Raw genomic sequence first — 20,335 nt, forward strand, 5'->3', positions numbered from 1 at the left:
AAGGCCCGATTGCACGGCAGAAACTTATCCACAGATTCTGTGGATAACCTCTCGAATTCGAGCGGGATCCTTGACTTTCGGATTTGGCTGGGCCCATGTCCGAGATCAGTCTCCATCGAGAGCTTCGCGACCGGGGCTATAGCGCGCCAGAGCTGGCCAGGCTCGTTCGCAGCGGTGAGCTCAGCCGGCTCCGGCGTGGGGCCTACGCCCTGCCTGCCGCGGACGGAGATCCGGTGGCCGCGCACAAGGCTCGGCTGACGGCCGTGATCCGTCAGGTGTCCGACGAGGCCATCGTGAGTCACGTCTCTGCCGCCGTGCTGCACGGACTGCCCACCTGGACCGATCAGCTCGATCTCGTCCATCTCACCCGGGACCGCTCGGGCGGTAGCAAGCTCCGGCGTGACCTGCGGATCCACGGGCTGCCGATCGCTCCCGACGAGGCGACCAGGATCGGCGGCTTCACGGTCACCTCGCTGGCGAGAACCGTTGTCGACCTGAGCTGCCTCGACACCCTTGAACGGGGTGTGGCGATCGGCGACGCGGCGCTTCGGCTCGGGCTGCGCGATCACGAGCTGGCGGCGGCCGTCGACGCGGGCACCCGGCGCCACGGCATCGGCCGGGCCCGCCGCGTGTGCGAGCTGGCGGACGTCCGCAGCGAGAGCGTCGGCGAGTCCTTCAGCCGGGTGCGATTCTGGCAGTGGGGTCTGCCGGCGCCGGTGCTGCAGCTCGACGTACGCGATCCTCGCGGGGTTCTGGTGGGACGGGGCGACTTCGGCTGGCCCGAGTTCGGCACCATCGGCGAGTTCGACGGCAAGGTCAAGTACGGCGCGCTGCTGAAGCCAGGGCAGAGCGCGCAGGACGTCCTGCTCGCGGAGAAGCGGCGGGAGGAACGCATCCGCGAGGTCGGCTGGCAGGTCGTCCGCTGGACCTGGGCGGATCTGCGCCGCGGCACCGACCTCGCCGCCCGGCTCCAGGACGCCTTCCGGCGAGGCAGGGACCTGTCCGCCTGACCGCTCGGCGTTCGCACCCCGTGGAGCGGTTCGCGCCCCTTCTACGAGGGGCGAACCGTTCCACGGGGTGCGAACCGGCGGAGGGTGCGGCCGAACCAGATGTACCAGGCGGTCTGGCAGGCGATCCCGATCGGCGCGGTCAGTGCCAGTCCGGGCAGCAGGAAGTAGCCGAACTCGACCAGCTGGAACACCACCGCGACGATCGCGAGCCGGGCCAGTCCGGCCGGCAGCGCCGCGCTGCGCCGGATCACCGGCAGCCACGCGATCATCGCGGTCGCGGTCGCGGCGATCGCGATGTAGAACGTGGTGTCGCCCAGCGCATGGACGATCTCCGCCAGCCGTTCGGCGTCCGCGCGGTCCTCCCCGGCCAGCTGCTGCAGCGCGGAGACATGCCAGCCGAACACCCCGTGGAAGATGCCGCTGAACACGAACAGCAGGCCGGAGAACGCGAGCTGGACCGTGCCGATGATCAGCCACACCCGCGGTCCCGCGGCGGCGACGGCCCAGAAGCCGAGCACGATCAGGGTCAACAGCGGCTGTTGCACGATGAAGATCACCTGGGCGACGACCCAGGGCACCTGCATCGTGGTCACGTCGGCGACGAGGTCGGCCGGCGAGACGATGGAGAAGTCGAGCACGATCGCCTCCAGCGTGGCCGCGACCAGCGAGGCGACCGCGTACGCGATCGAGGCGGTGCCCGCCGCCCGCAGCAGTCCGGCGCCGCACGGCGCGGCCTGCCGTCCCGCTGGGCGCGCACCGTCCGGGCGACCGCCCTGGTCAGTGCGCACCGGCCACCTGATCGAGGAAGAGCCGCTGCCCCTGCTCGGCGGCGAGATCGGTCGCGATCCGGCGGTGCAGCGCGATCTCGTCATCGCCGGCCCCGCTCGCCACCAGGGCGTCGACGGCGACCAGGTGCAGATAGGGCAGGAAGAAGCCTTCCCCCGTCTCCGCCGTCAGCGCGATCGCGTCCCGGATCCGCGCGAGGGCCGGTTCGGGCCGGCCGGCAAGCACCTCCGCGGCGGCCGCGAGCGCGTTGAAGTACGGCAGCAGCTGCCGGATGTCGCCGGCCTGCTCGATGGCCTCCAGCACGATGGCCAGACCCTCGTCGGGATTGCCCTGCGCGGCCACCGACCAGCCGAGCAGCGCCTGCGCCCACACGAACCACCAGTCGTTGCCGAGCTGGACCGCGAGCTCGATGGTCGCCTCGGCGGCCTGCTGGGTCCCGGTGGCGTCACCGGCGAGCTGGAGCGCGATCCCGCGGGTGGCGTACACCAGGCAGATCGCGTCGGCGAGGTTCGAGGACTGCGCCCGCACGCGGGCGCGCTCGAACAGCTCGTGACTCCGGTCCGCCCGCGCCCGGGTGTGCTCGGCCAGCCCGGCGAGCGCGAGCCCCGCGCAGTCGCTGAGCAACTCGGCCGCGCGCAGCAGCAGGGACAGCTCGGTGCCCTCCGACCCGGCGTCGTCGGTCGGGACGTAGACCGCGTCCGCCTCGTCCAGCCGGCCCATCCAGATCAGCGTCGCGGCGTGGAACTGCCGGACCCGGCGCTCCCCGATCGGGTTGCCGGCCCGCCCGGCCAACGCGATTGCCTCGGTCCCCCGCTGGACCGCCTCGGCATAGCGGCCGATCGCCTGCAAGGTCGAGATCAGCAGCGGATAGAACCGGATCTTCAGGTCCAGGTCCGGTGCGGCGTCGACGAGGACGAAGGCGCTCAGCACCGTCTCGACCAGCTCGTCGTCGGAGATCACGGTCATCTTGATCGAGGTGGCCAGCAGCAGCTTTGCCATCACCAGCAGCTGTCCGGTCTCCGGGCCCGGCGGGAGCTGAGCGATGTCGGCCAGGGCGCGCCGGGCGTACTGCTGCGCCTCGGCGAATCTGGTCGCCCGCAGCGCCGCGTCGGCGGCCTGGACCCAGCCGAACGCGGCCTGCGGGACCTGGCCGGCCGCCTCCAGGTGCTCGGCCAGCTGGGCCCCGGCCGGCGCGCCCGCGGCCGCCAACCGGGCGGCGATCCGCTGATGCAGCTCGGTCCGTACCGCCCGCGGCAGCGATGCGTACGCGACGTCCTCCAGCAGCCCCTGGGCGAAGGTGTAGTCGCGCCGGCCCGGCGGCCCGGAACGGCGCAGCACCCCTTCGGCGACCAGCGCGTCCAGCTGTTCGGTCAGCTCGCCGCCGAGGTCGACACCCTCGCACACCACGGCGGCCAGTTCGACGTCGAACCGGTCGCCGATCACCGCGCAGCGCTGGACCAGTGCCTTGGCCGGGCCGAGCCGGTCCAGCCGGGCGAGCAGTGAGGCGTTCAGCGTTGCCGGTACGTCCTCGGGCCGCTGCCCGACCGGGCCGGCGCCCGCCTGCCGGGCCAGCTCACGCAAGTGGAGCGGATGGCCGTCGGCCAGCTCGACGATGCCGTTGACCGTGCCGAGCCGCAGCCGGGCCGGGGCGGCGGCCTGGATGACGAGGGCCCGGGCGTCGTCGGCGGGCAACCGGCCGAGCTCGATCCTGTGGGCGCCGCCGGCGAGCCGGGGCGGCAGCTCGTCCTCGCGGCTGGTCACCACCAGCAGGCCGTGGTTGAGCTGGTCGACCAGTTCCTCCAGCGCGGCCACCGTCTCCTGGTCGAGGTACGGCAGGTCCTCGACCACGACCCGCAGCGGGCGCGCGTCGCCGAGTGCCGCCAGCCAGGTCGTCACGGCGGCGCGTCGTGCCGTCACCGAGAGCACCGGCTGCTGTTCCGGCGCCGGGTCCCAGCCGGCCAGATCGCTCAGGACCGCCGCGGTCTCGGCCAGCCCGGGCTGGGGCACGCCGAGCAGGTCCAGGTCGAGCTCCAGCTCCGCCCGGCTGCCGTAGCGGGCCGCGAGCAGCTGCCCGATCGGATACAGCGCCTGGGAGCGACGGTGCCGATCCGCGCGCACGATGAGAGCGCCGGCGTGGGCAGCGCCCAGCCCGGCCAGATAGGCGGTCGCCAGGGCGCTCTTGCCGATGCCGGCCTCGCCGAGCACCACCACGACGGCCGGCTCGACGGCCGCATCGAGCGCGCGCAGCCGGGCGAGCTCGACGTCCCGGCCGACCAGCCGGACCCGCTCGTGCTCCTCCACCGCGGACGCCAGCTCCCCGCCGACGGCGACCGCGCTCAACCCGCTCGGCAGCGCGACGGCCCGGCCCACCGGAGTCAGGGCGAAGTCGGCCGCGATCAGCGCCGCGGTGTCGGAGGAGACCAGCACCTCGCCGGCCGCCGCGGCCCGCTGGAGTCGTGCGGTCACTCGCGGAGCCTGGCCCGTCGCTCGTGGCGGCGCGCCGCGGAAGAGGGTGAGCCCGGTGTGCACCCCGGCGGACAGCCCGGAGCCGGCCTGCTCGGCCGCGGGAACGGCGTGAGCGGCGGTGAGGGCGGCCCGGACGGCCTGCTGGGGGTCATCCTCGGCCGCGTTCGGATAGCCGAAGTAGGCCAGCACCCCTTCGTCGGTGGCGGACGCGACCACACCGCCGTGCTGAGCGACGACGTCCTCGGCCCGGGCCCGCAACTCGTCCTGGACGTCGGCCAGATCCTCGGGGTCCAGCTCGTCGAGCAGCCGTTCGTAGTCGGTCAGGCCGAAGCTGACGAACGTGACCGTACGTCGCTCGTCCGCGCCGCCGTCCGGCGCCGCCCGGTCGGCCCCGAGCTGAGCCGCCCCGGGCCGATTCGCATGGAGCTGATCCGCATCGGGGGCCGGCACGGCCGGGTCGAGCGGAGCCGTCGGGACCGACAGACTCGGGTCCTGCGCGAGCACCCGCCGCTCCAGATCCCGCAGCTCCGGGCCCGGCTCGACGCCGAGCTCGTCGATCATCAGGTTCCGCACCCGTTGATAGGTGTCGAGCGCGTCGACCTGCCGGCCGGTCACGTAGTACGCCTGCATCAGCAGCGCCCACAACCGCTCCCGCCACGGGTCGGCGGCGATCAGGTCCGGCAGCGCGGCCGCCGCGGCTCCGGCGGCGCCGTGCCGGATCTGCAGTCCGATCAGCTCCTCGACCACGTCGGCCCGGGCCTCCTCCAGCGGCCGGACCAGCCGCGCCACCGCCGGGTTGCCGCTCAGGTCGGCGAGGGCTCGCGAACCGGACCAGACGGCGAGCGCGGACTCGAGGTCGCGCAGGGCCGCGATCGGCTCGGCGGCGGCGCGGGCCCTCGCCCGGGCGACGATCGCCTCGTAGCGGGCGAGGTCCAACTCGTCGTCGGCAACCCGAAGCCGGTAGCCGAAGGCGCCACTGCTGATCCGTTGGCCACCCGCGCCTGCGGGCCCGTCGCCGAGCTCGCGCCGCAGGTTCGCGACGTACACCTGCAGGGTCTTGCGGGGCCGGCCGGGCGGGTCGTCCTCCCACACCTCGTTGATCAGGTCCTCGACCCCGACGCTGCGGTTGGCGCGCAGCGCGAGCAGCGCGAACACCGTCCGCTGTTTGGGTCCGCCGAGATTCGCCTGCCGCGCACCCAGATCAGCGGAGATCGGGCCCAGCACCTGGATGAACATGAACTGCTGCGAGTTCCCCCCTGCACCCGGCCTCGTCGATGCGGGGGCGTCGACTTCGTCGGCCGGAACCGAAAAAATACCAGACAGCGTTCCCGCGATCTTCGCTCATCCCCCACCACGAAGGCGGCCAGCAATGCCCTCCACCCCACGGCCCTCCGGGTCGTCCCCGGTGCTCGACGACGCGACCCTCGACGAGTTCCGCACTCAGACCGACCCGGAGGCCGACGCCGTGGTCGAGGCGCACTTCTCCGACTCCGCCCGCTCCGCCGGCCAGCTGTTCGGCGCGCTGGTCCGGCACCCCGACGACCCGGCCCCCGATGCCGGCGGCGACGCGGACGACCCGGTCGCCGCTTTTGTGGCGGAGCGGCCGCCGTGGCCGGACTGGGCGGACCCGGCGCAGGTCCGGAGCGGGCAGGAGTTCTTCGAGCGCTGGGGGATGCAGATCCTGCCGGGCCTGCTGCTGGCCTCGCTGCCCCAGGCGTACGCCGCCGCCAAGGGGGTCGAGGTGCTGCACCTGACCGCCCGGCTGGCCACCGACCCGCGCCGCCGTGTGGTCGAGACCGCCCAGATGACGGTCGACGCGATGACGGTCGGCGGGCTCGCGGTCGGTGCGCCCGGCTATCTGACCACCCGCCGGGTCCGGCTGATGCACGCGGCGGTGCGCTATCTGATCGACCACGATCCGCTGGTCGCGCAGAGCTGCGATGCGTCGGTTCCCCGGCGCTGGTGCGCCGAGTGGGGCAGGCCGATCAACCAGGAGGACCTGCTCGGCACCCTGCTGACCTTCACCACCGTGATCTTCGACGCGCTGGACCGGTCGGGGGTGAGCTACGCCCGGGCGGACGCGGAGGCGTACCTGCGCGCCTGGTGCCTGGTCGGCCACTTCCTCGGCATCCGGCCGGACGTGCTGCCGCTCGGGCTGGACGAGGCGTACGCCCTGGACGCGTTGATCCGCCGACGCCAGGACGCGCGCAGCGAGGCCGGACGGGAGATGACCGCCGCGCTGGTCGGGATGGCGCGCGAGCAGATGCACCCGCGGATCCTGCGGGGGATGCCCCAGACCACCATGCGGCACCTGATCGGTGACGAGACCGCCGACCTGATCGGCGTTCCGCCCGGCGACTGGACCCGGATCTTCTTCGGCCCGATGGCCCGGCTGCTGGGCCGGCTGTCGATGGCCGAGCAGCACGACCGGCTGCTGCGCGCGATCCTGACCCGGATCGGAACCCAGCTGGTGAAGGGGTTCGTCGAGATCAACCGGGGCGGCGACCGGGCTACCTTCGCGCTGCCGGACCACCTGGCAGATCGATGGTCAATTCCGGTTGCTGCAGCAGGGTCGCGTCCTGCTGGCGGGACCGGAACAGATTGACGATGTAGTTCATCCGGTCCTCCAGCACCGCCCAGTCGGCGGCGGCCGAGCCGCGCAGGGTGCCGCGGGACCGGTCGAAGCGGGCGATGACCGAGGCCGGATCGGGGTCGGTCAGCTCGGCCAGCACGGCCGGCCACGGGCTGCCGTCCGGCAGCGGCGGCACGTCCTCGCCGAGCCGCAGGATCTGGCCGGGCGTCATCAACGTGGTGGCGTAGCGGGTCAGCGCCTTGTCCCAGGCCACGTCGACGGCGTGCAGCAGCGGGTCGAGATGAGGCGCGAGGTCGCGGGCCAGCCGGCCGGTCAGGCCGTGCTCGGTGAGGTCGTGGAAGACGTCGAGGATGCTCGCGTCCAGCGCGGCGGCGATATAGGGCTGCAGCCGCTGCTGCTCGTGATAGACCGCGAGCACGTTGCCGGCCAGGATGTCCTGGGCGGAGCGCCGCGGGTCCGGGTCGGACAGCGCCCGCCGATAGCGCTCGAACGGCTCGAGCAGCGGCTGGTCCGGTCCCGCCGACGGATCGGTCGGCAGCGGCTGGTCGGCGAGCAGCGCGACGAAGGCCGGTGCCAGCTCGGTGAACACGAGTGTGTTGCCGTCGGACAGCGCGTCGCTGATCTGGCCCGCCACGACCTCGCCCGCCCGGATGATCGCGGTCTCGTCCAGCACGTGGCGCACATGCGGGAAGTGCCGCTGGTAGTCGTCGGACCGGGTCAGCAGGCCGCGGAACAGCGCCGGCACCTCGCGCATCGCGATCATGGTCCCGGCCGTCGCCGACGCCCAGGTGGCGAACGCGCACCAGGTCAGGTCCGGACGCCCGGTCCGCTCCACCAGGGCCACGGCCAGCCGGTGGTAGACGTCGGTCACCCCGAGGTTGCGCTGGATCCGGTCGGGCCGAGCGATGATCGCGGCGATCTCCTCCGCCGATACCGGGCTCGCGCTCACGGGCGCCATGGTAGAGGTGCTCATCGCCGCGCCCGTTGCTCCGGGCACCGGGGACCGGCGGCCGGGTCTCCCCGGAACCCGACCGCCGTCCGCGCCGTTTCCCGCACCCGGCGCAGCACTGCGCAGCGCCGGGTTCCTGGCGCGGACCTCCCCCGTCCCCCACCCGGTGCATCCCCTCCACCCGAAGTCGAACCGTCGAGCCCCCTCCGCTCGACGCATCGACCTGCGCCCACCACATGGTCGACGACCAGCCCCCCGTGGGCGTGCCGGACGCGCTCGGCACAGCGCCGGGTTGTCGTCAGGAGCTTCCCGTCCCTGTCAGCGATCGAGTTCGGCACGGCAAAAGCGTCGCGCAGCGCGGTTAAGAGATGGCTGGAACCGCTCGCCGGGTGCTGCCTGGACGCTGCCGGACACAACTGCGCAACGTTCCCGCCGGACGGCCGACCGCGCGACTCGCCCGCCTCGTACGGTGTCCGTCGTGGGCGACGAGCGGGAGTGGCGCCGGCGCCTGCCGCGCTGGTTGCTCACCACGCTCGGCTATCTGATCCTGGTCCCGCTCATCGTGGCGGAGGCGATCGCCGAGCCGGGCTGCGCCGGCGCCGACCGGTGCCGGTTGCCGCCGGGAAGCGGGCTCGCGGCCGTCGATGCGGTCACCTCCGGCGGTCTGCTGGCCTGCCTGCTCGGCATCGCCTGGGCACCGCGGCTGACGGTCTGGGGCGCCGGCGTGCTGGCCATCGTGTCCGGCGTCGTCCCCGGTCTGCCGCTCGCCCGTCCGGGTTTCTGGGTGGTGGCCGGCGCCGTGCTGCTGACCCTCGGCACCGTGGACCTGCTCGGTCGGCAGCACCAGCGCGCCATCGCCGCCGGCTGGACCGTCCGCCGCGACCCCGGGCTGGGCGCCGCCGCGGCCCGGGCCGATCTGTCCCGCAGGTTCCGGGCGCTGCCGTACCTGACCGGGGCGGTGACGGCGACCATGGTGGCCGGACTGGTGGCGCTGTATCCCTCTGCGGTGGACGAGGTGGCGGGGTTCGAGGCCCGCGCGGTGCACACCACGGCGACGGTGATTGGCTGGGCCGACAGCGACGAGTGGGAGACCGAGTTGGAGGTGGACGGGCGCCGAGTGCCGGTGGTGCTGGGTCGCGACCGGGATCCCGGCACGGTCGTGCCGGTGCTGGTGGACCCGCTGTCTCCCGACTGGGTCGTGGTCGTCGGCGAGCAGTCCGACCCGAGCGTCCTGTTGCTCTTCGCCGCCGCCGTGGCGATGGGCGGCGGTTCGGCGACGGCGGCGATTGCGGTCTGCCTCGGGCGCCGGCACCGGCTGGTCCGCGACGGCGGGCCGGTCGTGCGCGGCGTGCTCGTGAGCGACGGCAGCACGATCCGGCTGCAAGCCGCCGACACCGACGCGGGCCTCGACCTCGCGGTCGTCCCCTGGCCCGTGTCACTGAACTTCTACGCACCGCGCCGGGCTATGGTCCGCGGCGTTCCGTCGCTTCCGGTCGCGCCGAGCCGGCTCCTGCTCAGGCCGTTCAGCCATGGCCAGGTGGGCCGGCTCGCCGTGGACGTGATCGGCCTGCGCGCCCACGGCTACCCGATCATGGTGCGGGCGGGCGACGAGATCGCCGTGACGGCGTACGGCCTGCGCCATCCGCGGCCGGGCTGGCTGATCAACTCAGGTCGCGGCTGAACACCGGGGTCTCGTTGCCGGCGAGGTCGGCCCCGACGTAGCAGAACCGGACCGGCAGCGCGTCGGCCGGGATGAACGCCGGCACCCGCCGGAACGCCACATACCCGGCGGTGTCGGCGCAGTCCGTGCTGGCCGCGGGCCCGTACTTGATCCGGAAGTCGGACAGCTCGGGCGGGGAGAACACCGGTTGCACCCGGACGCCCTCCTTGCCCTGCTCGACCGACAGCCGCGGCGTCCGCGCCGGCGGGGTCAGGTCGCGCTGCAGGACGACCCTGGCCGGCTGATCGGGCGCTGCGACATCCTGCAGGCACCAGACGTAGAACCCCTCCGCGGTCGGCAGGTCGGTCTGGATCACGGTCTTGCGCTGCCCCGCCGCGACCGTGCGCTCGTACGTCGCCGGGTCCGCGCAGGCGTCGGCGTCGGTCAGCGGCGCGACCCCGGTCCAGACCGAGGTCGGCCGAGGCGCGGTCAGCTCGGCGCTGATCGTGTCGGTGCCGGCGTTCACACTGGCCAGCACGGCCGAGGCGACCAGGCCCGGCCGGGGCAGGGAGCAGCCGTCGGCGAGCGCGAACCGCCCGTCGGGGAAGCAGCCGGTCAGCTCCTGGACGCCGACCGCGTAGCTGGTGTCGGGCACCACCCGGGCGCCGGACTCCGTCCGTTCGCACGGCTTGTTCAGCCAGCACTCGCCGCCGGCGGCGGTGGCGCCGGCCGTGGTGGTGGTGATCATGCCGACCACCCGGTCGGTCCGGTCGAACAGCGGCGAGCCCGAGCTGCCGCCCAGGATGCCGGGGCAGTCCACCGCCTGGGCGCCGTCGAAGAACCAGCCGAGCTCGATCACGCCGACCGGCTCGCCGGTCACGCACTGCCCGATCCGTGGTGCGATCTGTCCGGCGGGCACGCCCTGCACCGGGACACCGACGTTGTCGACCAGCCGGCCGGACGGCAGCTGGGGCGCCGGGCGGTACGCCTCGATTCCGTTGTTGCGCAGCCGGGGCAGGCTGGCGTTCAGCTCGACCACCGATACGTCGGTGCCGTTCATCGAGCTGTAGACCACCCGCTTCGCCTTCACCGTCAACGAGGACGCGCGCCCACCGCGGCCGAAGGTGACCGCACTCTCCGCGGGCAGGTCCAGACCGACCTCTGTCGGCAACAGGTTGCGGGCTTGGGTGCAGTGACCGTTGGTGATCAGGTACGCCGGTCCGTCGGCCTGGGTGTCGAGCAGCCACCCGGTGCAGGCCGAGTCCTCACGGATCTGGGCGACACCCGAATAGCGTTCGGCCTGCTCGTTGTCCAGCTGCGGTGCAGGCACCAGTGGCGAGGCGACCTCGACCGTGAACGGCCACCAGCCGCCGCGCCAGAGGTTGAAGCCGATCGCCGCCGCGGCGATCAGCGCCGCCGCGGTCACCGAGGCCAGGGCGACGGACAAGGCGTTCGGGCTGCGCACGAGAGTCACCCTAGTGAGAACCGTGTCCCCGCCGCAGCATCTCGCTCCCAACTCCCGACTCCGTGCCCCGGCCCGCGCCGCGGCCCCACGTAGTCCGGGGGTGCGTCACTGTCAGCCGAGCTTGGCCAAGATCAGCTCCCGGACCCGGGCGGCGTCGGCCTGACCGCGCATCTGTTTCATCACCGCACCGATCAGCGCTCCGGCCGCCTGCACCTTGCCGGCCCTGATCTTGTCGGCGACGTCGGGGTTCGCGGCGATCGCCGCGTCCACGGCCTCGCCCAGCGCGCCCTCGTCGGAGACCACCGCCAGGCCGCGGGCCTCGACCACCTCCGCAGGTGTGCCCTCGCCGGCGATCACACCGTCGAACACCTGCCGGGCCAGCTTGTCGTTGATCGTGCCCTGCTCCACCAGCGCCTGGATCTCGGCGACCTGGGCGGGCGAGATGCCGACCTCGGCCAGCTCGACACCGGCCTCGTTGGCCCGCCGGGCGACCTCCGACAACCACCACTTCCGGGCGCTCTGCGCGCTCGCGCCGGCGGCCACGGTCTGCTCGATCACGTCCACCGCTCCGGCGCTGACCACGTCGCGGAGCTCCAGGTCGGTGAAGCCCCAGTCCGCGCTCAACCGCTGCAGCCGCTCGGCGGGCGGCTCCGGCAACGTCGCCCGCAGCTGCTCGACCCACTCCCGGCTCGGCGCCACCGGCACCAGGTCCGGCTCGGGAAAGTAGCGGTAGTCCTCGGCCTGCTCCTTGCTGCGCCCCGGCGTGGTCTCGCCGGTGTCCTCGTGCCAGTGCCGGGTCTCCTGCTTGATCCGCTCGCCGGACTGCAGCCGAGCGGCCTGCCGGGTGATCTCGTACCGGATCGCCCGCTCCACGCTGCGCAGCGAGTTCACGTTCTTGGTCTCGGTCCGGGTGCCGAGCGGGGAGGTCGGCGTCGGCCGCAGCGACACGTTCGCATCGCAGCGCAGCGAGCCCTGCTCCATCCGGACGTCCGAGACGCCCAGCGCTCTGAGCAGATCCCGCAGCATCGCGACGTACGCCCGGGCGACCTCCGGCGCCTTCTCAGCCGTGCCCTCGATCGGCTTGGTGACGATCTCGATCAGCGGCACGCCGGACCGGTTGTAGTCCAGCAGCGAGTGGTCGGCGCCGTGGATCCGGCCGGTGGCGCCGCCGACGTGCAGCGACTTGCCGGTGTCCTCCTCCATGTGCGCCCGCTCGATCCCGATCCGGTACGTCTGTCCGTCCACGACGATCTCGGTCCAGCCGTCGTACGCGATCGGCTCGTCGTACTGGCTGATCTGGTAGTTCTTCGGCATGTCCGGGTAGAAGTAGTTCTTCCGGGCGAACCGGCACCAGTCGGCGATCGAACAGTTCAGCGCCAGCCCGATCCGGATGGCGGACTCGATCGCCTTCGCGTTCACCACCGGCATCGAGCCCGGCAGGCCGAGGCACACCGGGCAGGTCTGGGTGTTCGGTGCGGCCCCGAATGCGGTCGAGCAGCCGCAGAACATCTTCGACGCCGTGTTCAGCTCGACGTGCACCTCCAGCCCCAGCACCGGGTCGAAGTTCGCGATCGCGTCCTCGTACGGAACCACCGGCGCGCTCATCGTGCACCTCCGAGATCCGTGCCCTGAGCCTGTCGAAGGGCACTCGGCTGCTCACTGCGCCCTTCGACGAGCTCAGGGCACATCGAACTCAGCGGGCCGCCCCAGGCCGAGACCAGCTCACGCTCCAGCGCGGCACCGACCCGGTACAGCCGATCGTCGGCGAGCACGGGGGCCATCACCTGCAGCCCGACCGGCAACCCGTCCTCCGGTGCCAGCCCGATCGGGAACGAGGCGCTGGCATTGCCGGCCAGGTTGGACGGGATGGTGCACAGGTCGTTCATGTACATCGCCAACGGGTCGTCCACCTTCTCCCCGATGCCGAACGCGGTCACCGGCGTGGACGGCGAGACCAGCACGTCCACCGAGGAGAACGCCGCGTCGAAGTCCCGGCTGATCAGGGTCCGCACCTTCTGGGCCTGGCCGTAGTAGGCGTCGTAGTAGCCGCTGGACAGCGCGTACGTGCCGATGATGATCCGGCGCTTCACCTCGGCCCCGAAGCCGGCCTCGCGGGTCAGCGCCATCACCTCCTCGGCGCTGTGGCTGCCGTCGTCGCCGACCCGCAGCCCGAACCGCATCGCGTCGAACTTCGCCAGGTTGGACGACACCTCGCTGGGCATGATCAGGTAGTAGGCCGGCAAGGCGTAGACGAAGTGCGGGCAGGACACCTCGACGATCTCCGCACCCAGGCTTGCGAGCAGCTCGACCGCCTCGCCGAACCGCTGCTCCACCCCCGGGGCATAGCCGTCGCCGGCGAACTCCTTGACGATGCCCACCCGCAGGCCGGAGACGTCTCCGGACCGGGCGGCATCGACGACCGGGGGCACGGGCGCGTCGATCGAGGTCGAGTCGCAGGGGTCGTGGCCGGCGATCACCTCGTGCAGCAGCGCCGCGTCGAGCACGGTCCGGGCGCACGGGCCGGGCTGGTCCAGGCTGGAGGCCATCGCCACCAGGCCGTAGCGGGACGTCCCGCCGTACGTCGGCTTCACCCCGACCGTGCCGGTCACCGCTGCCGGCTGCCGGATCGAGCCGCCGGTGTCGGAGCCGATCGCCAGCGGCGCCTCGAACGCGGCCAGCGCCGCCGCGCTGCCACCGCCGGAGCCGCCCGGGATCCGGTCGGTGTCCCACGGGTTGCGGGTGGGGCCGTACGCGGAGTTCTCGGTCGAGGACCCCATCGCGAACTCGTCCATGTTGGTCTTGCCCAGGATGACGATGTCGGCGTCCAGCAGCCGGCGGGTGACCGTGGCGTCGTACGGCGGGATCCAGTTCTGCAGGATCTTCGAGCCGCAGGTGGTCGGCGCCCCGGCGTAGGTGAATACGTCCTTGAGCGCCAGCGGCACCCCGGCCAGCGGACCGACGGCCTCGCCGGCGGCGATCTTGGCGTCCACCGCGGCGGCCCGGGCCAGCGCGCGGTCGGTGTCGACGTACAGGAAGGCGTTGATCGTCTCGTCAACGGCCGCGATCCGGTCCAGACAGGCCTGGGTCGCCACGACCGAGCTGGTCTCGCCGGAGGCGATCGCCGCGGCCAGCTCGGCAGCGGTGCGCCTGATCAGCGTGCTCACGCCTCCTCCTCCAGAATCCGTGGCACCCGGAACCGGTCCTGCTCCGTGGCGGGGGCGCCGGCCAGTACGTCGGCGAGCGGGAGCGACGGGCACACCACGTCCTCGCGGAACACGTTGGTCAGCGGCAACGCGTGGGAGGTCGGCGGGATGTCCTCGGCGGCGACGTCGGCCACCTTCATCACCGACTCGAGGATGACGTCGAGCTGCGGCGCCAGGTGCGCCAGCTCGTCGTCGGTCAGCTCGATCCGGGCCAGCTTGGCCAGGTCGGCGATGTCGTCAGGGGTGAGCGCCACGATCGGGTGCACTCCTTCGCGGTTCGGTTTCAGGCGAGGTCATCCTAGGAGGCCCCACCCACAAGTCGGGGCTAGGTGAGCTCGCGGATCACCAGTCCGGTCTTCAGCTTCGGGGTGAAGAAGGTGGACTTGGGCGGCATCAGCAGGCCCTCCCGGGCGGTCCGCTCGATCTCGGCGATGCCGACCGGGCGGATCAGCACGGCGGCCACCGCGCGACCCTCGGCCACCGCGGCCAGCACCTCCTCCAGCCCGTGCTGGTAGGTCACCTCGGCGGGAGTGTCGGCCAGCGCGGCCTCCAGCCAGGCACCGTCCAACGCGCGTACGTCGTCGAACGCGCCCGGACTGGGGCTCAGCGTCCAGGTGGCGGCCCCGGTGTGCAGGACCAGGTAGCCGTCCTGCTCCATCGCCCGCAGCACCGCCGGCGTGGGCGCGGGTGCGGGGACGAGGTCGAACCGGGCGCCCAGCGCGGCGGTGAGCGTGGCGACGTCGACGCCGGTGTAGAGCCGGTGGATGGCGGCGATGCTCAGCTGGTCGGCGACCAGCTCGTTGACGAAGGTCAGGGTCTGCTCGGCCGGCGAGTCGGTCCGGCCGGACCCCGTGCGCACCTCGTCGCGGTAGATCCGGGCCACGCCGTAGCGGTGGTGACCGTCGGCGATCAGGACGTCGTCGGCGGCCAGCACCGCCTGGATCGCGGCGATCCGGTCGGGGTCGGTGACCCGCTCGACCACGTGCGTGACACCGTCTTCGGTCACTTCGCCGAGCGGCTCCCCGGGCCTGCGGAGCAACTCGGTCAGCCCGTGGGCCAGCGACAGCCCCCACACCGGCGACAGGTTGGCGCCGGTCGCCCGGGTGAGGTCCAGCCGGTCGGTCGACGCCTTCGGGGTGGTCCGTTCGTGCGGCAGCACGCGGGTTCCTTCCGGACCCGAGGCGGCACCCGCATCGACCACCTCCAGCCCGCCGAGCACCCCGACGACCTCCCGCGCCCGGCCCAGATCGTCGGTGAACCGCAGCCGATAGACGGTGAAGCTCGGTTCCGGGTCGCGGATCAGTACGCCACGCGCGATCCACTCGGCCAGCGTGTCCGCCGCCCGGTCATAGCGGTCCTCCCCGCCGCGTGGCACGTCGACCACGGTGATGTTCTCGGCCGAGCGCTGCTGCAGCGCGTCCACGTCGGCGTCGGACAAGACGTCGTACGGCGGTGCGATCACCCGCGCGAGGTCGGAGCCGGACGGACCATCGGTCGCATAGCGCAGGGCGCGGAAAGGCTCGAATCGAGGCACCGGACAAGGCTTCCATCTCGCGTGCCCTCGGACCGACCTGGGTCACCCTGCGGGACCCGCGTGATGTCCCCGCAACACGACGGTAATGCCGCGTAAGCGAAGATGGTGGCCGTGTTCTTGATGCGTGTCCTGCTCCCGGACCGTCCCGGCTCGCTCGGCAGAGTCGCGACGGCCCTCGGCGGCGTCGGCGCGGACATCAACGCGGTGGAGATCGTCGACAAGGGTGACGGGGAGGTCGTCGACGATTTCATCGTCGATCTGCCGCACGACCAGCTGCCGGAGATGCTGGTGACGGCCTGCAACGCCCTCGACGGCGTGAAGGTCCAATGGATCTCGCGCTATCCCGAGGGCGGCGGCCTGCAGTCCGACCTCGAGGCGCTGGAGCGGATGACCGCCGACCCGGCACAGGCCGCGGAGACCCTGGTCGGGCTCTGCCCGGTGGTATTCCGGTCGCACTGGGCGGCACTGCTCGACCTCGCCGGCGAGACGCCCCAGCTCGCTCGCTCGACCACGCTGGCCCCCGACCTGAGCGACACCCTGGTGCGGCGGCTGGAGCCGTTCGACCACACCCATCGCGCCGATCTGGAGCACGGCTGGCTCCCGGGCTGGGGCGAGTCGACGGTAGTGGTGACGCCGGTGACCCGTGACCGCGCCATCGTCATCGGCCGGCTCGGCGGACCGGCGTTCATGGACTCCGAGATCGCCCGGCTGCATCACCTGGCGGCCCTGGTCAAGTGACCCAGTTCGGCTGAGCCCTCGGCGTCGGGCGGTGGGATAGGTTCCGGTCATGGGTGACGGGGCTTGAGCGGGACCGGCTGGCCCGATCTGGTCGCGTTCCTCACCTCGATCGGGTACGGCGTCGCCTCCGCCATCTTCCCGGTCGTCAACGCCGAGGCGTACGTCGTCTTGTCCCAGGTGTCGGCGACGATCGGCGCGCTGCCGATCGCGATCGGGCTGGCGCTCGGGCAGACGGTGGGCAAGCTCGCCTTGTTCTACAGCGTGCGGGCGGGCCGGGAGTCGCGGTTCGTCCGGCACCGCCGGGCCCGCGCCCGGTCCAAGCCCAAGGGGCGGGCCCGGCAGCGGTTCGATGCCGCGGTCGCCTGGCTGCTGGCCCTGGTCGGTACGAAGCGCTGGGGACTGCCGATCGTGCTGGTCGCCGCGATCTTCGGCATCCCGCCGCTGTACGCCGTCGCCCTGCTGGCCGGCGCCACCACGATGAAGGCGCACTGGTTCGGGCTGATGGTGCTGATCGGCCGGGCCACCCGGTTCGTCCTGATCGCCGAGGGCTCGCTCAACCTCTCCGGCCTCTTCCACTGACCTGCGCGCCGCCTGGCGGCCGCCCGCCCCGGCCCGCCTGTCGCCGCGCTCGCCCCGCGCCCCTCTGGCCTTCCGCCCGCCCGCCCCGCGCGTCGCTTCTCGCCCACCTGCTCGCCTCGCTGGCCTCCCGCCCGCCCGCCCCGCGCGTCGCTTCTCGCCCACCCCGATGCATCTTCGCGCGCGTTCCACCAACTCCGCGCGTGAAGCTAGACGCGCGAACTGGGTCGAAGCCGAGCGAAGATGGTCGGCCGCGGTGCTGATGACCGCGCAGCCAGCGGGGGTCGCGGCGCCGCAGGGGGTCCGGGCGGAGGGGTCAGGGTGGCGGCGACCCGGGCTGAAGGGCTCGAGGTGGCGACTACTTCTCGCCGCCGATGCCGAAGCCCCAGGAGCCGGTCATCACGAAGTACACGTACCAGCCCACGAGGAAGATCGCGAGCATCGCGCCGAACAGGGCAAGGCTGGCCCAGATCCGCATCCGCTTCTTCGCCTTGGTGCTCGGCACCTTGACCGGTCCCCACTCGCCCACGTTCGGCTGGACCCGCGGCGGGGTCGACCCGTTCAGGTTGAGATTGGAGAAGATCTTCGGCACGCGCCAACTGTAGTGGCGAACGCGAAGTCGGCTTGAGCGGTGCGCGAAGCGGACTTAACCTCGAAGTATCGCTCGCAGAGAAGGGAGATGATCCCGGTGGCGATCGCCGCGCTGGTCGTCTGGCTGATCACGGTGGGCGTCGGTTCGTACATGGTCAGGTTGTGGCTCGGAAACGGCGGGCTGACTCGCGACTCGTCCCACTTTCCGCCGGCTCGCGTATTCACCCATCTGGGGCTGGCCGTCGCCGGCCTGATCGTCTGGATCCTCCACCTGGCCACCGGCCTGACCTTGCTTGCCTGGATCGCGTTCGCCGACCTGGTCCTGGTGGCTCTGCTCGGCGGCCTGCTGGTCAACCGGTGGCGGGTCGACGGTCGTGCGGCCATGGCCGACCCTGGCGCCTCGAGGCCGGATCTCGCCGAGCAGCACATCAGCCGGCCGCCGGTCGTGCTGCACGGCGTGCTGGCATCGGCCACCTTGATCCTGGTGCTGCTCGCCGCGCTCGGCGTCGGCACCTGAGCAGCCCCAGCATCCACCACTAGCCGCCCCGGGTGGCGATGGCGGCGGCGGCCTCCGGCCCGTCGTCCAGCAGAAGCTGGAACGCGTCGGCACCGTGCAGCACCGGGACCTCCAGCTGAACGGCCTTGTCGAACTTGGATCCGGGTGCCTCGCCGACGACGACGAAGGAGGTCTTCTTCGACACCGAACCGGAGACCTTGCCCCCACGGACGGTGATGGCCTCGGCCGCGCTGTCGCGGGTGAAGCCGTCGAGGGAGCCGGTCACCACCACCGACAGCCCGGACAGGGTCTGTGCGCGCTGCTCCTTGGGCTCGTCCCGCATGGCGGCGCCGGCGGCCTGCCACTTGGCCACGATCTCGCGGTGCCACGGCTCGGCGAACCAGTCGAGGATCGCCTGGACCAGGGTCGGCCCGAGGCCCTCGACCTCGGCCAGCTGCTCCGCCGTCGCGGTCGCGATCGCATCGATGTCACCGAACGCGGCGGCCAGGTCGGGCGCGACTCCGGGCCCGACGTGGCGAATCGACAAGGCGATCAGGTAGCGGTCGAGCGGCTTGGTCTTCGCTTGTTCCAGGTTGGCCAGCAGCTTGCTGCCGTTGGCCGACAGCCGGCCGTCCTTGGTGGTGAAGAACGGGACAGCGGTCAGCTTCTCCTCGGTCAGGGAGAACAGGTCGCCCTCATCGGTGATCAGCCCGGCGTCCAGCAGCGCCTGCGCGCTGCGATAGCCGAGCACCTCGATGTCCAGCGCCGATCGCCCGGCCAGGTGGAACAGGCGCTCTCGCAGCTGCGCCGGGCACGAGCGCGTGTTGGGGCAGCGGATGTCGGCGTCGCCCTCCTTCTCCGGCTTCAGCTCGGTGCCGCACTCCGGGCAGTGGGTCGGCATCTCGAACTCACGCTCGGAGCCGTCGCGGAGCGCCACCACCGGCCCGACGATCTCGGGGATCACGTCGCCGGCCTTGCGCAGCACGACGGTGTCCCCGATCAGCACGCCCTTGCGCTTCACCTCGCTCGCGTTGTGCAGCGTGGCCATGCCGACCGTCGAACCGGAGACGAGCACGGGCTCCATCACCCCGTACGGCGTCACGCGGCCGGTCCGGCCCACGTTCACCCGGATGTCGAGCAGCTTGGTGTTGACCTCCTCCGGCGGGTACTTGAACGCGATCGCCCAGCGCGGCGCCCGGGTGGTCGAGCCGAGCTGGTCCTGTACGGCGCGCTCGTCCAGCTTGATCACCACGCCGTCGATCTCGTGCTCGACCGAGTGCCGGTGCTCGCCGTAGTAGGCGATGTAGTCGCGCACCTCGGCCATCGTCGCGGCGACCTTGTAACGGGTGCTGGTCGGCAGCCCCATCGCGCGCAGCACCTCGTACGCCTCGCTCTGCCGGGCCGGCGCGAATCCCTCGGCGGCGCCGATCCCGTGCAGCACGAAGCCCAGCCGCCGGCTCGCGGTCACCTTGGGATCCTTCTGCCGCAGCGAGCCGGCGGCGGCGTTGCGCGGGTTGGCGAACGGCGCCTTGCCGTCGGCGACCAGGTGCTCGTTCAGTGCCGCGAAGTCCTGGACGGCGAAGAACACCTCGCCGCGGACCTCCAGCAGCGCCGGCGGATCGTCGACGCTCAGGCGCTCCGGGATCACCGCGATGGTCCGCACGTTCGCCGTGACGTCCTCGCCGGTCCGCCCGTCGCCCCGGGTCGCCGCCCGGACCAGCCGACCCCCCTCGTACACCAGGTCCAGGGCCAGCCCGTCCACCTTCAGCTCACACAGATAGCCCGACTGCTCGATCCGTGCCTCGCCCAGCTCGCGCGCCGCCCGGGCCGCCCAGCGGTCCAGCTCCTCGTCGCTGAACGCGTTGTCCAGGCTCATCATCTTGACCAGGTGCTCGACCGGCTCGAACGTCGTCGACGGCGCCCCGCCGACCTGCTGAGTCGGCGAGTCGGGCGTCCGCAACGTGGGGAACCGGTCCTCGAGCTGCTCGAGCTCGCGCATCGCGCCGTCGAACTCCGCATCGGACAGGGTCGGCGCGTCCAGCACGTAGTAGCGCCAGCGCGCCTGGGTGATCCGCTCGCTCAGGTCCGCATGCTGCTCGCGCGCCGCCGCGTCGGGCTCGTCCTGGGCGACGGGGTCATCGGTCGGCAGATCGGTGTTCTCGGCCACCTGCGCACATTAGCGCCGCCCACCGACAGTGTTGTCCGGCTCGCGCGCTCGGCGTACGTCCACTCCCCCGCTGCTCACTCACCGGCTTCAGCCGGCTCGGC

General features: G+C 72.4%; 16 protein-coding genes. 6 read left to right on the forward strand and 10 right to left on the reverse strand.

Annotated features, from left to right (window positions below):
- Positions 1-95: 95 nt before the first annotated feature.
- Positions 96-1,010, forward strand: a complete 915-nt coding sequence (locus tag ABD747_RS05485; protein ID WP_344802183.1) for a type IV toxin-antitoxin system AbiEi family antitoxin domain-containing protein — start codon at positions 96-98, stop codon at positions 1,008-1,010.
- 41 nt (positions 1,011-1,051) lie between these two features.
- Here ABD747_RS05485 and ABD747_RS05490 read toward each other — a convergent pair whose 3' ends face one another.
- Both ABD747_RS05490 and ABD747_RS05495 read right to left on the reverse strand, forming a co-directional pair.
- Positions 1,052-1,798 carry a hypothetical protein gene (locus ABD747_RS05490; RefSeq protein ID WP_344802185.1) on the reverse strand — a complete coding sequence of 249 codons (747 nt, stop codon included), beginning with the start codon at positions 1,796-1,798 and terminating at the stop codon, positions 1,052-1,054.
- Positions 1,788-5,498: a BTAD domain-containing putative transcriptional regulator gene (locus tag ABD747_RS05495; protein ID WP_344802187.1), complete on the reverse strand. Its 3,711-nt coding sequence runs from the start codon at positions 5,496-5,498 to the stop codon at positions 1,788-1,790. Before ABD747_RS05495 ends, ABD747_RS05490 begins: the two co-directional genes overlap by 11 nt.
- A 133-nt stretch (positions 5,499-5,631) precedes the next feature.
- Here ABD747_RS05495 and ABD747_RS05500 point away from each other — a divergent pair, with 133 nt between their 5' ends.
- Positions 5,632-6,867: an oxygenase MpaB family protein gene (locus tag ABD747_RS05500; RefSeq protein WP_344802189.1), complete on the forward strand. Its 1,236-nt coding sequence runs from the start codon at positions 5,632-5,634 to the stop codon at positions 6,865-6,867.
- Here ABD747_RS05500 and ABD747_RS05505 read toward each other — a convergent pair.
- Positions 6,773-7,804 carry a hypothetical protein gene (locus tag ABD747_RS05505; protein ID WP_344802191.1) on the reverse strand — a complete coding sequence of 344 codons (1,032 nt, stop codon included), beginning with the start codon at positions 7,802-7,804 and terminating at the stop codon, positions 6,773-6,775. The genes ABD747_RS05500 and ABD747_RS05505 overlap by 95 nt on opposite strands.
- 478 nt (positions 7,805-8,282) lie before the next feature.
- Between ABD747_RS05505 and ABD747_RS05510 the strand changes: the two genes are divergently transcribed.
- Positions 8,283-9,485, forward strand: coding sequence for a hypothetical protein (locus ABD747_RS05510; RefSeq protein WP_344802193.1), 1,203 nt, complete (start codon positions 8,283-8,285; stop codon positions 9,483-9,485).
- On the opposite strand, the gene ABD747_RS05515 is transcribed toward ABD747_RS05510, so the two are convergent.
- The 5 genes from ABD747_RS05515 to ABD747_RS05535 form a co-directional block, all read right to left on the reverse strand.
- Positions 9,466-10,929 carry a S1 family peptidase gene (locus tag ABD747_RS05515; RefSeq protein WP_344802195.1) on the reverse strand — a complete coding sequence of 488 codons (1,464 nt, stop codon included), beginning with the start codon at positions 10,927-10,929 and terminating at the stop codon, positions 9,466-9,468. The genes ABD747_RS05510 and ABD747_RS05515 overlap by 20 nt on opposite strands.
- Positions 10,930-11,040: 111 nt before the next feature.
- The gene (gene gatB, locus ABD747_RS05520; RefSeq protein WP_344802197.1) at positions 11,041-12,534 is read right to left on the reverse strand and encodes an Asp-tRNA(Asn)/Glu-tRNA(Gln) amidotransferase subunit GatB; all 1,494 of its coding nucleotides are present in this window, start codon (positions 12,532-12,534) and stop codon (positions 11,041-11,043) included.
- Positions 12,531-14,093 carry an Asp-tRNA(Asn)/Glu-tRNA(Gln) amidotransferase subunit GatA gene (gatA, locus tag ABD747_RS05525; RefSeq protein WP_344802199.1) on the reverse strand — a complete coding sequence of 521 codons (1,563 nt, stop codon included), beginning with the start codon at positions 14,091-14,093 and terminating at the stop codon, positions 12,531-12,533. Before gatA ends, gatB begins: the two co-directional genes overlap by 4 nt.
- The gene (gene gatC, locus ABD747_RS05530; protein WP_344802201.1) at positions 14,090-14,386 is read right to left on the reverse strand and encodes an Asp-tRNA(Asn)/Glu-tRNA(Gln) amidotransferase subunit GatC; all 297 of its coding nucleotides are present in this window, start codon (positions 14,384-14,386) and stop codon (positions 14,090-14,092) included. Before gatC ends, gatA begins: the two co-directional genes overlap by 4 nt.
- A 71-nt stretch (positions 14,387-14,457) precedes the next feature.
- Positions 14,458-15,666, reverse strand: a complete 1,209-nt coding sequence (locus tag ABD747_RS05535) for a DUF1015 domain-containing protein (protein ID WP_344802203.1) — start codon at positions 15,664-15,666, stop codon at positions 14,458-14,460.
- A gap of 117 nt (positions 15,667-15,783) precedes the next feature.
- On the opposite strand from ABD747_RS05535, the gene ABD747_RS05540 reads away from it, so the two are divergent.
- Positions 15,784-16,404 (forward strand): ACT domain-containing protein, encoded by a 621-nt coding sequence (locus ABD747_RS05540; RefSeq protein ID WP_344802502.1) that lies wholly within the window; start codon positions 15,784-15,786, stop codon positions 16,402-16,404.
- A 63-nt stretch (positions 16,405-16,467) separates the two neighbouring features.
- The gene (locus ABD747_RS05545; protein WP_344802205.1) at positions 16,468-16,983 is read left to right on the forward strand and encodes a hypothetical protein; all 516 of its coding nucleotides are present in this window, start codon (positions 16,468-16,470) and stop codon (positions 16,981-16,983) included.
- Between the two features lie 355 nt (positions 16,984-17,338).
- Here the strand turns inward: ABD747_RS05545 and ABD747_RS05550 are convergent, their stop codons facing one another.
- Positions 17,339-17,572 carry a hypothetical protein gene (locus tag ABD747_RS05550; RefSeq protein WP_344802207.1) on the reverse strand — a complete coding sequence of 78 codons (234 nt, stop codon included), beginning with the start codon at positions 17,570-17,572 and terminating at the stop codon, positions 17,339-17,341.
- Positions 17,573-17,659: 87 nt separating this feature from the next.
- On the opposite strand from ABD747_RS05550, the gene ABD747_RS05555 reads away from it, so the two are divergent.
- On the forward strand, positions 17,660-18,088 hold the full coding sequence (locus ABD747_RS05555; RefSeq protein ID WP_344802209.1) for a hypothetical protein: 429 nt from the start codon (positions 17,660-17,662) through the stop codon (positions 18,086-18,088).
- Positions 18,089-18,107: 19 nt separating this feature from the next.
- Here ABD747_RS05555 and ligA read toward each other — a convergent pair whose 3' ends face one another.
- Positions 18,108-20,234, reverse strand: coding sequence for an NAD-dependent DNA ligase LigA (ligA, locus tag ABD747_RS05560; protein ID WP_344802211.1), 2,127 nt, complete (start codon positions 20,232-20,234; stop codon positions 18,108-18,110).
- Positions 20,235-20,335: the final 101 nt, after the last annotated feature.

This window comes from Microlunatus ginsengisoli, from assembly GCF_039537205.1.
Classification (GTDB): Bacteria; Actinomycetota; Actinomycetes; order Propionibacteriales; family Propionibacteriaceae; genus Microlunatus; species Microlunatus ginsengisoli.